The following is a 10,228-nucleotide window of genomic DNA, read 5'->3' as shown; positions in this document are numbered from 1 at the left end:
CGATACGGGATATCGGGCGAGCGCCGCAACGAACCCGGTAGGCCGATTTGGCCCACCGAAGGCCGGGCTCTTTTGCGCCGTGGCGGTGTTGCGGCTGTTGGCCGATGCACCGCATCGCCCGGCGAGCCGCGCCTGGCCACGGCGCAAAATCATCCCGGTCAAATGGTTCCCTATAACCATGAACCGCTCTAGCTCGGCCAGCGCCTTGGCGAGGAGCGCCCGGGAGGGCGCGAACTCGCCGATATAGTGGGCGGCGATACGCATGGCGACCGGCGCCGGGGCGATGCAGGCGAACATGAGGAAAAGCAATGCGGCTACGCGGCGTCGGGAAGAAACCAAGGTTAACCTGAGACTTGTACGATCATTCTCAAGTGCGACTTTAGGTAACAGCGGCGCCAGGCGCGCCAGCACCCAAAGTACCACGGCCGTCCCGGCGAGGAACGTGAACTTGGAAAGCGGCCCGCGCCACAGCTGCAGATATTCGGCGACCAACGTCCCGAGCGCGTTGCCGGCGAACAGCACCAGGCTCAGCAGCGCCGCCGCCGCCAAGGCGAGGCCGGAGATGGTGAGAAAATAACGCGCCGTTCCGCGCGTGAAGGTGGGCACGTACCAGCGCGCCAGCGCCTCGCGGCCGGCAGCGGCGCGGTGCCAAGCCAGCGCCACCGGCGACAAGGTTGCGGCGTAGAGCAGGGTGCGCGCCAGGCCGAGCGCCAGATATTTGCCGGCAACCTGTGTCTCGGCGAGCAGGTCCGCCGCGCGGGCCGGGGCGAAATGGTCCATGGCCAGCAGCAGCGCCAGGACGACGGCGATGCGCCAGGCGGCGAGAATCGCCAGCGCGCCGGCGTGACGCCCCAGGAAAGCGTAACCGAATCCGGCTGCCCGCAGGACCTCCCGCATCGCCTCAGCGCACCGGCGGCAGGGTCAGTTCCGACGCCGCGCATTGGCGGCCCTCATTGCCGCCGCAGGGGCGCGGCTCAAGATCGCGCGTGAAGCAGAAAATCACCTCGCCGAGTTGCGCGGTATCGCGCCGATTGCCGCAGCGCACCGACATCATGTCGGAGGCGAGCCACGGGTTGGCGGCAAGGAAATCGGCGGCTAGCCCGGCCGGACTGACGACGATCGCGCGGTCGGGGGCAATGTAACGCGCCGGGATGCGCAGCTTCGAGAACAGCGCCCGGGTGGCGGCGAAATAGCCGCGCGGGGTGAGCCCCGAACAGGTGCCGTGCCGCTTCCACTCATGGATGACGAGGCTTTTCGACGGCATCAGGTCGCGCATTTCGGCGATGACGGCGTCGGGAACGTAGCCCCGGTCGGTGGCGCAATATTCCGGCCAGCCGCGCGCATATTCCGGCCACAGGCCGTGCACGAGGAAGGCATAGCGGCGGCCGGCGGCGCATTGGCTCTCATTGTCGCGGCCGTCCTCGGAGGCGCAAAAGCTCGGCGACCAGGTGACCGCGAGCGCCAGATAGTCGTAATCCGCGGCGCGGCTTTCATAGATGGCAACGCCGCCAGCGACACCGAGGAGGATGGCGAGGAGAAGCACGAACAGGACGGCGCGACGCGGCATCATGGCCGACATCATCGGGCGTGCGCGTGGCTGCGGCAAGGGCGGCGAGTGGGACAACAGCTTCGTAGGATGGGTTGAGCAAAGCGAAACCCATCGTTCGGTGAAGCGCCCATTCTTGCGGTGGGTTTCGCTTTGCTCAACTCAGCCCACGGGCTACGGGCTGCAATGCCGGCGAAGGATGGTGTAGTGTCGTTGGCGCAGGATATAGCAGAGGCTGAAATGATTCCGTCGTATGTCAAACCCGAGCGCTTATGGCTCAAGGCACACCCTGAGTTCACTGAGAAATGGGTTCAAAAATTGATCGCCGAGGATCCACCAGTTCTCGGCTTAGGTGATCTCATTCTCCGTGCCCAAGAACGCGCTCAGCCGCGGGCGGGGCGCTTAGACCTACTTCTGCAGGATCGAGAGACGAAGCGGCGCTACGAGGTTTAACTACAGCTGGGAGCGACTGACGAGCCTCATATCATTCGGACAATTGAATACTGGGATATTGAGCGGAAGCGGTATCCGCAATACGACCACTGTGCAGTTCTGATTGCGGAGGACATAACGAGCCGTTTCCTTAATGTCATTTCGCTATTTAACGGAATGGTGCCCTTCATTGCCATCCAAATGCAGGCACTTAAGATCGGAGAGAACGTCTCAGTTGTTTTCACTACCGTAGTCGATGAGCTGTCCCGCGGACTCGTCGACGAGGATGAGGACGCAGAGGCCGCTCCTACCGATCGATCCTATTGGGAACAGCGCGCCACGAAGGCGACAGTTGCTCTGGCTGATGAGCTTCTGGAGATCGTCAAACAGTTCGATCTATCGCTGGAATTAAAGTATAATAAATTCTATATCGGGCTATCACGGGAGGGACAACCATTCAATTTTGTCGCATTTCGACCTAAGAAAAATCAAATAAATCTTGATCTTAAACTCCCCCAGAAGGAGGATATCGATTTGAAAATTGAGAACGCGGGGATTGAGACGCTTGAATACAACAAGCGTTGGGGGATATATCGCCTTCGGCTCACAAAAGGTGACGTGAAGAGCAAGACAGAAGTTCTGAAAGAGTTGATGCAGCTAGCCTATGAACGTCGAGCGACTTAGAAAGCCAGACAGCAAGCGTAGCCCGGATGGAGCGGCAGTCCAATCCGGGTGATGGTGCCAATCCGATCTTTCATTCCCGGATTTCGCTTGCGCTTCATCCGGGCTGCCAACACTATATATCCGCCATGGCCATGGACGTTGAGGCAGAAATCCGCGATTTGAAGCGCCGCGTCAGCGAGCTTGAGGGCTCGTTCGGCTTCCTGACCGAGCAGGTCAAGGGGGTTCACCGCGACCTGCTCGGGTTTCGGGAAAGGACCGAGCAACGGTTCGACCAGGTTGAGGCGGAAATCCGCGAAGTTCGTGAAGAGACTCGCCAGATTCGCCAAGAGACCCGCCAGCTTCGCGACGACATGCCGGGCATCGTCGGCGACGCGGTGCGCGAGGTATTGCGCGAAGGCAAGGGGTCATAGCCCAAATCCGCCCGCCGGCGGCTGCTGGATCACAATCCGATTTTTCCAAATCGTCATGCGTGGGCTCGACCCGCGCATCCATGCGGCCGCGCCCGAAACCTGCAAGGCTGAACGGATCACGAGGCGATTATCCCATGTCCCGCCGCACCCCCTCAACCAGCTCGGGGTCAGGCTCATGCACCGCATTCGCCAACCCTTCGCATCCCTCTCCCCCATCAAGGGGGCGAGGGGGGACAAATCAAAACGGCTTCATCTCAAAACGCTTGCGGCAAGCCGCCGGAGCCTTAATGATCGCGCCGCCGATCGCTGGGGTGGCTGTGGTATTGCCGTGGCCTCATGGTTCGAGACGGCGCCGATGCGCCTCCTCGCCATGAGGAGAGATGTCCCATCAGCGGAAAAGCCACCCCTCATGGCGAGGAGGACCCGCAGGGTCCGTCTCGCGCCATGAGGCCCGTCGCTTCGTCGCGCTCGGCCACGGTTTAGGAGCGTAGCCGCATGGGGGCCATTCTTCTTTACATTGGAGCCGGCGTCATGGCGGGTCTGGTGTCCGGTCTGTTCGGCATGGGCGGCGGGCTCGCGGTGGTGCCGATGCTGGTGCTGGCGCTGACGCTCTCCGGCATCGGCCCGGTCTACATGATGCACCTGGCGCTCGGCACCTCGCTCTGCGTCATGGTGCTGACCTCGATCTACACCACGGCGCTGCGCGGGCGCTCCGGCGACATCGACACGAGCCTGTTGAAGGCGCTGGGCCTGCCGGTCGCCGTCGGCGCCGGCGTCGGCAGCCTGATCGGCGACCAGCTCCCCGGCCTGGTGCTGCGCATCTTCTTCATCTCCTTCGTGCTCTACATTATGGCGCGGCTGGTGCGCCGCGCCATGGGCAAGCAAACGGAGCCGGAAAAGCCAAAGGGCGTCTCCGGCACGCTGCCGCCGGCGGCCGAATCCTGGGGACATGGCGTGATCGGCGGCGTCTGCGGGGCGCTGCTCGGCATCGGCGTCGCCGCGATCATGACGCCGTTCCTGATCCGCCGCGGCTACCGCATCCAGACGGCCTCGGCGATCGCGGCCGCGCTCGCCATCGTCGTGGGTCTTGCCGCCGGCACCGGCTACATCCTCGGCGGGCTCGACGAGGTCGGCCTGCCGGCCAACAGCCTCGGCTATGTCTATCTGCCGGCGCTCGGCGGCCTCGTCATAGGCGCGCTCGCCGGCAGCCCGCTCGGCATCCGCCTGTCGCACCGCCTGTCCGAGCGCCTGCAGCTCAGATTGTTCCTGCTCTATCTGGCCGCGGTGCTGGTGGTCATGGCGACTCGCTAGATTCCTCGGATTCCTCGGACTCTTCGGATTCCTCGGACTCCTCGGATTCCTCGGACTCCTCGGATTCCTTAGGCTCCTCGATTTGCAGATCGATGGCCTTTGGCCCCTTGCCGCGCTTGTCGGGCTCGGTGGCGAAGGACACCCGCATGCCGCCATCGAGCGGACCGACGCCAGACTGTTCGACGGCGCTGACATGGACGAACACGTCCTTGCCGCCATCGTCCGGGGTGATGAACCCGTAGCCCTTGGACTGGTTGAAGAATTTCACGGTGCCGCTTTGCCGCTCCGCCTCATCGTTCATGGGTCTCTCCCGTTCCCCGATTGCCGTCCGCAGCGCAAGGCGCACGCCGGCACGTGCGTTTCCCAGCGCCTGTTCAGAGCGTCTTCCGACACGGAGAACAAGTCCACGCACGAAACGCGCATGGGCCGTCTCTGCCGAGCCCCGGCGGTGCTGCATTCTTGGCCATGTCGTCCGTGGCCCCGTCGCGCAAGAGAAATTCAGTTCCTCGGTGCCGCCCCTTTCACACTCCGCTCGATGCGGCTCCACGCGTCGGGGCTTCTCCATTGTCCCCGTCCGCTCCGACCCGCGCCCGGTATTTAGCCATGGCTTGAAGCCGTTGGCAAAGGGTTCCGCGCGGGTGGGCTCACGCAAGAGGAAGGTCGCACAATGGACAAACTTGCGGAGCATTCCGGCAACTGGCATCCTTCGGTCTCAACGATGCCGCCTTGGGGGCCGGGTGAGATGGGTCTATATGGCCGGGAACGGCTCCAGTGCGTGGCAAATGAAACACGGCGAATTCAAGATACCGGCATTGTTTTTCGGGTTGACGGTCGCGGCCCCATCGGCGATTGCGCTCGACAAGGCTGAAATACTGGAGATGGCCCGAAGCTCCGTGGTGGTGACGTTTCTTGAGAATAGCTGCGATCTTGTTCCCAGCCCGGACGTCGAGGAGCAAGCCAGACAGAAGTATCTACAAATATCGGAAACTTGTAATATCGCGGGTGACTCGTCCTGGAGCGAATTCACAAAGGAAATAGATAGGGTAGCCGTCGAATACGCATCACTCAATGTTAATTTGCCCAATGAGGAATTCTGCGAGCGGCTGCAAAATGACTTCTTGTCGATCGGGGGAACGCTGGTCAAGAAAGAATAAATTGTGACGCCAGTCTCTTGCTTGTCGATACGCGCTCCGGCCGGCGCCGGTCATCGAGCCGAGGCGAGGTCGGCGGCGGCGAACAGCACCGAGAACTGCTCGCACCAGATCACCACCGCGCCATAATCGTCGAGATTGAGGTCAGCCGGGATCGGGTAGGTCTGATCGCCGATATTGCCCTTCAGGGGACCGAGCGCGCGCCAATCGCCGCCAGTCACGTCGGCCGACGTGGCCGGGTTCTTCGCCGCCACCAGCCACACCTTCAGGTCCGGGCCGTTGGTGACGGAAAAGTCGGAAAGCCGCAAAACCCGCGCCCCGGTGGCGCTTTCATAGACGGTCGCGGTCCCCGCGCCGCGATGGACGGCGTCGGCGTCGCGGAACGCGCCGGAGGCGAGGGTGGTGATCTGAAGCTCCGCCGGCAGCGCCTCGTCGACCACACGGTCGAACCACAGAGGCGAGGCGAGATACCAGAAGGCGTTGCCGGCGATAAAGCCGACAAGGCCGGCGATGACGGCGGTGACGATGATTTTGCGGCTCATGATGGGCTCCTCCCTGACACGGCTGCCCGGCCTTGTGCCCGCCACAGCAGCGCCTCCACATAGGCCGGCACGATTTCGCTCGCCGGGCCGTAGCGACCGGTCTCGAACAGGTGCGCGCCCTCGGAGCGCTCGAGGTTCAGCTCGACGGTGCGGGCGCCGGCGGAAAAGCGCGCCTCCTCGACGAAACCGGCGGCGGGATAGACATTGCCCGAGGTGCCGATGGAGATGAAGAGGTCGCAGCGGGAAAGCGCCGCGTATATGCGCTCCATCTGCAGCGGCATCTCGCCGAACCACACCACATGCACCCGCATATGGCCGGCAGCGCCGCAGCCGGGGCAGAGGCTTTGCAGACTCATCGGCGCGCGCCAGGCGCTGACCTCATCGCACGCCGTGCAGCGGGCCTTGAGGATCTCGCCATGCATGTGGATCAGGCTCTTGGAGCCGGCGCGCTCGTGCAGATCGTCGATGTTCTGCGTCACCAGGAGCACTTCGCCCGGCCATTCCGCCTCGAGCCGCGCCAGCGCCCGGTGCGCGGCGTTGGGCTTAACGCCCGCCAGCAGCCTGTCGCGGCGGGCATTGTAGAAATCATGCACGCGCTGCGGGTCGCGCCCGAAGGCCTCCGGCGTCGCCACGTCCTCGATGCGCACCTTGCGCCAGATGCCGTCGGCGTCGCGGAACGTGGAAAGGCCGGATTCCTTGGAGACGCCGGCGCCGGTCAGGATGACGATGCGGCCGTCTTTGGGGAGCGTCGCGTGCATGGTCGAATGATAGGGCAGCCTGGCGGCGGGTGCCACCTCCGCCGCCGCTCCCTCCCCCATGAGGGGGAGGGTTGGGGAGGGGGTAAACGGTCGTGTTGACTCGTGCAGCTCACCCCCTCCCGGCGCTGCGCGCCGACCTCCCCCGCAAGGGGGGAGGTGAAGAAAGGTGCCCTGACCGGTCGATCATTCCATCCGGCCGGATAATGCTCTAGCGTCGCGCCATGACCGCCGATGCGATTCCCTCCGGCCCGGAGGCCGGGGCCGATCTGCCGCGCTTTTCCAGCGCCGAGGCGCTGGTGCGCAGCCTGCGCCCGGACGTGCCGGTCTATGGCTTCCGCCCCGATGTGCTTGCCACCGACGCGCAGACGTTTCTCTCCGCCTTCGGCGGCAAGACCGCCTATGCGGTCAAGACCAACGGCGAGGCCTTCGTGCTGCGCACCCTGTGCGCGGCGGGCATCACCGCCTTCGACGTGGCAAGCCCGCGGGAGTTCGCCGCCGTGCGCGCCGTCTCGGCCGACGCCGAGCTCCTCTACATGCACCCGGTCAAGGCGCTGTCGGACATCCGCCTTGCATTCGAGGCCTATGACATCCGCACCCTGGCCCTCGACCACGAGGACGAGGTCGCCAAGATCCTGCGGGTGGTGCACGGCCTCGACCTCGACCCGGAGGAGATCACGCTGTGCGTGCGGCTCGCCACCAAGGGGTATGCGGCCTATCAGCTTTCGAAGAAGTTCGGCGCCGCGCCGGCCCACGCCGTGGAGCTGTTGCAGCGCATCGACCGGGTGGGGTTTCGCTGCGGCATCTGCTTTCACGTCGGCAGCCAGGTCGAGGACCTCGACACCTATGAGCGGGCGCTGGCGTCCGCCGACTGGGTGCGCAACCGCGCCGGCGTGGCCCTTGCCGTGCTCGATGTCGGCGGCGGCTTTCCGGCGCCCTACGGGCAGGACCCGAAGCGGCGCGAGGCGCCGCCGCTGCCGCAGGTCGGTGCCATGGCCGAGGAAGTGGTGCGCGAGGCCCATGAGTGGGGCTTTTCCGACGTTCCGCTGGTCGCCGAGCCGGGCCGGGTGGTGGTCGCGCGCTGCCTTTCGGTGATCGTGCGGGTGCTGTTGAAGAAGGGGCGGCGCATCTACATCAATGACGGGGTCTGGGGCTCGCTGTCGGATTCATGGACCGGGCGGATCGTGCTGCCGGCGCGCCTCATCCCCGATCCGGCGCGGGTGCGGCGCCGGGGCAACCCGCAGAATATCGTCCCCTTCAGGGTGTTCGGCGCCACCTGCGATTCCGTCGACGTCCTGTCACGGCCATTCTATCTGCCGGAGACGGTGGACACCGGCGACTTCATCGAGATCGGCCATATCGGCGCCTATTCGATGAGCCTTCGCACCCGCTTCAACGGCTTCTATCCAGAGAAGGTGGTGATCGTCGACGAGCCGTTCGATCTTGCCGGCGCCGAGGGCGCAGCGATCCCGGAAGCGCGCCACGCGGCAGAGTGAGCGGCCGGGTCCCGTCTCGGCGCTGGCGGCTGAAATCAGGCAAGCTGGATGTCGACGGCCTGCGGGCCGCGGCCGCGGCTGTCCTCCTCGGTGTCGAACGTGACCTTCTGGCCATCGCTGAGCGCCGGCAGCCCGGAGCGCTCGAGCGCGCTGATATGGACGAAAATGTCCTTGCCGCCCCCCTCCGGGGTGATGAAGCCGAAGCCGCGCTGGGCGTTGAAGAATTTCACCGTACCGTTCTGGCGCATGGATGCGGGTTTCCTCTCAAGACAAACGGATTGCAGGCCGGCTTCGGGCCAGTTACTTGCCCGGCATCTTGAAGACTTGGGGAAAGGAATGAGACCAAACCGGCTAGTCGTCGCAACCACGTCTCCGATGCCGCGCCGTATCCGGGGCGCGCTGACCCCTCTATTAATGACCGCTTCACCGGTAAATCGCAAGGGGCCGCCGGATCGATTGCGCGGCGCGCCGCCTGTCCTTAATACCCTTGGCCGGGACCGACAGGCGGGCGAGAATTGGCGGCCGATGCCGGCGGGGCCGACAAGGCGGAGAAAGACCATGATGCGACGCGTGACACGCTTGGCTGCGGGGGCCGTCCTGGCCGGCCTCGCACAGCCGTCGAGCGCGGCCGCCCAAGCGCCGACGATGCCGGTCGAGCAGATGCGCGCGGCGCTGCAGGCGACCGCCGGACAATGGATCCAGTTCCGCAACTTTGACGGCCGCCAATGGGTCTATTTCACCGGCCTCGTGACCTGGAAATGCGGGCTCAAGGAAATCCGCTACTCGGTCAATGGCCGCGATCTCGCACAGCGCTTTCCGCTGCCCGAATGCAACCCCCAGATGCCGTTTCACGTCGATCCGACCAAGGACCGGGTCTATCTGACCTTTCCGCTCGGCGGGGCGGAGACGGTGAGCGTCCAGCTCGTCTATTCCGACGGGGTCGAAAGCCCGCCGCGCACCTACCGCCCCTGCGATGTCGAGGGCGACGTGACCTGCGGCCTGTTGATCGATTGATCCCGGTTGCCCCGCTGCTCCGTGCAGTTTAGAGCGGTTCATGGTTCCCTATAACCATGAACCGCTCTAGGTCTGTGGCCGCCCCAGGTCACGACCTGGCCGCGACAGGAGCCCCCATGCCCGAGCTGAAAGCCGCCATCATTCCCGTCACGCCGTTCGAGCAGAACTGCACGCTGATCTGGGACGATGAGACCAAACGCGCCGCGGTCGTCGATCCCGGCGGCGACGTCGATCGCATCATGCAGGCGATCGGGGAGCTTCAACTCAAGGTCGAAAGGATCATCCTAACGCATGGCCATATCGACCATGCGGGCGGCGCGGCGGAGCTGAAGGAAAAGCTCGGCGTCGACATCGTCGGGCCGCAGCGCGAGGACCGGTTCCTGCTCGAAGGGCTCGCCGACCAGGGGCGCATGTACGGGCTCGAAGGTGCCCGCGACGTGACGCCGGACCGCTGGCTCGAGGAGGGCGACACGGTCAGCGTCGGCGCGATCTCCTTCGACGTGCTGCATTGCCCCGGCCACACGCCGGGGCACATCGTGCTGGTGCAGCCGCAGGCCAAGATCGCGCTGGTCGGCGACGTGCTGTTCGCCGGCTCGATCGGCCGCACCGACTTTCCGCGCGGCGACCACGCGGCGCTGATCGGCTCGATCAAGCAAAAACTGTTTCCGCTCGGCGACGATGTCGCCTTCATCTGCGGCCACGGACCGGCCTCGACCATCGGCCGCGAGCGGCAGAACAACCCGTTTTTGGTTTAATCCCGCATTCCGCGGAGCGCCGCCTGGGCTGGTACTAGAGCGGTTCATGGTTATAGGGACCCATTTGACCGGGATGATTTTGCGCCGGGGCCAGGCGCGGCTCGCCGGGCGATGCGGTGCAGCGGCCAACAG

The 10,228-nt window shown here is 64.8% G+C and carries 13 protein-coding genes; 7 read left to right on the top strand and 6 right to left on the bottom strand.

What is annotated here, in order from left to right:
* Both Q8P46_14320 and Q8P46_14315 read right to left on the bottom strand, forming a co-directional pair.
* The coding region (locus Q8P46_14320; protein ID MDP2621324.1) for a hypothetical protein at positions 1–897 on the bottom strand (897 nt) is incomplete at its 3' end.
* A gap of 4 nt (positions 898–901) precedes the next feature.
* Positions 902–1,570: a ribonuclease T gene (locus tag Q8P46_14315; protein MDP2621323.1), complete on the bottom strand. Its 669-nt coding sequence runs from the start codon at positions 1,568–1,570 to the stop codon at positions 902–904.
* A 585-nt stretch (positions 1,571–2,155) separates the two neighbouring features.
* Between Q8P46_14315 and Q8P46_14310 the strand changes: the two genes are divergently transcribed.
* The 3 genes from Q8P46_14310 to Q8P46_14300 all read left to right on the top strand — a co-directional run bounded on the left by Q8P46_14310 (position 2,156) and on the right by Q8P46_14300 (position 4,383).
* Positions 2,156–2,662 carry a DUF5655 domain-containing protein gene (locus Q8P46_14310; GenBank protein MDP2621322.1) on the top strand — a complete coding sequence of 169 codons (507 nt, stop codon included), beginning with the start codon at positions 2,156–2,158 and terminating at the stop codon, positions 2,660–2,662.
* Between the two features lie 125 nt (positions 2,663–2,787).
* Positions 2,788–3,072 (top strand): hypothetical protein, encoded by a 285-nt coding sequence (locus Q8P46_14305; GenBank protein ID MDP2621321.1) that lies wholly within the window; start codon positions 2,788–2,790, stop codon positions 3,070–3,072.
* Between the two features lie 495 nt (positions 3,073–3,567).
* A complete protein-coding gene (locus Q8P46_14300) occupies positions 3,568–4,383 on the top strand; it encodes a sulfite exporter TauE/SafE family protein (GenBank protein ID MDP2621320.1) in 816 nt (271 codons plus the stop codon).
* Here Q8P46_14300 and Q8P46_14295 read toward each other — a convergent pair.
* A complete protein-coding gene (locus Q8P46_14295; GenBank protein MDP2621319.1) occupies positions 4,367–4,684 on the bottom strand; it encodes a cold-shock protein in 318 nt (105 codons plus the stop codon). The genes Q8P46_14300 and Q8P46_14295 overlap by 17 nt on opposite strands.
* A 481-nt stretch (positions 4,685–5,165) precedes the next feature.
* Here Q8P46_14295 and Q8P46_14290 point away from each other — a divergent pair, with 481 nt between their 5' ends.
* Positions 5,166–5,537 (top strand): hypothetical protein, encoded by a 372-nt coding sequence (locus Q8P46_14290; GenBank protein ID MDP2621318.1) that lies wholly within the window; start codon positions 5,166–5,168, stop codon positions 5,535–5,537.
* Positions 5,538–5,587: 50 nt separating this feature from the next.
* On the opposite strand, the gene Q8P46_14285 is transcribed toward Q8P46_14290, so the two are convergent.
* Both Q8P46_14285 and Q8P46_14280 read right to left on the bottom strand, forming a co-directional pair.
* Positions 5,588–6,076, bottom strand: coding sequence for a DM13 domain-containing protein (locus Q8P46_14285; GenBank protein ID MDP2621317.1), 489 nt, complete (start codon positions 6,074–6,076; stop codon positions 5,588–5,590).
* Positions 6,073–6,834, bottom strand: a complete 762-nt coding sequence (locus Q8P46_14280; protein MDP2621316.1) for an NAD-dependent deacylase — start codon at positions 6,832–6,834, stop codon at positions 6,073–6,075. The genes Q8P46_14285 and Q8P46_14280 overlap by 4 nt, the downstream gene beginning before the upstream one ends.
* A 221-nt stretch (positions 6,835–7,055) precedes the next feature.
* Between Q8P46_14280 and Q8P46_14275 the strand changes: the two genes are divergently transcribed.
* Positions 7,056–8,327 (top strand): ornithine decarboxylase, encoded by a 1,272-nt coding sequence (locus Q8P46_14275; protein ID MDP2621315.1) that lies wholly within the window; start codon positions 7,056–7,058, stop codon positions 8,325–8,327.
* A 35-nt stretch (positions 8,328–8,362) separates the two neighbouring features.
* Here Q8P46_14275 and Q8P46_14270 read toward each other — a convergent pair whose 3' ends face one another.
* Positions 8,363–8,575, bottom strand: a complete 213-nt coding sequence (locus Q8P46_14270; protein MDP2621314.1) for a cold-shock protein — start codon at positions 8,573–8,575, stop codon at positions 8,363–8,365.
* A gap of 310 nt (positions 8,576–8,885) precedes the next feature.
* Here Q8P46_14270 and Q8P46_14265 point away from each other — a divergent pair, with 310 nt between their 5' ends.
* Together Q8P46_14265 and Q8P46_14260 are read left to right on the top strand one after the other, a co-directional pair.
* Positions 8,886–9,341 (top strand): hypothetical protein, encoded by a 456-nt coding sequence (locus tag Q8P46_14265; protein MDP2621313.1) that lies wholly within the window; start codon positions 8,886–8,888, stop codon positions 9,339–9,341.
* Positions 9,342–9,457: 116 nt separating this feature from the next.
* Positions 9,458–10,096 carry an MBL fold metallo-hydrolase gene (locus Q8P46_14260; GenBank protein ID MDP2621312.1) on the top strand — a complete coding sequence of 213 codons (639 nt, stop codon included), beginning with the start codon at positions 9,458–9,460 and terminating at the stop codon, positions 10,094–10,096.
* Positions 10,097–10,228: the final 132 nt, after the last annotated feature.

It is taken from the genome of Hyphomicrobiales bacterium (assembly GCA_030688605.1).
Classification (GTDB): Bacteria; Pseudomonadota; Alphaproteobacteria; order Rhizobiales; family NORP267; genus JAUYJB01.
The sequence above is the reverse complement of the archived record's forward strand: the minus strand, read 5'-3'. Positions and strand labels throughout refer to the sequence as shown.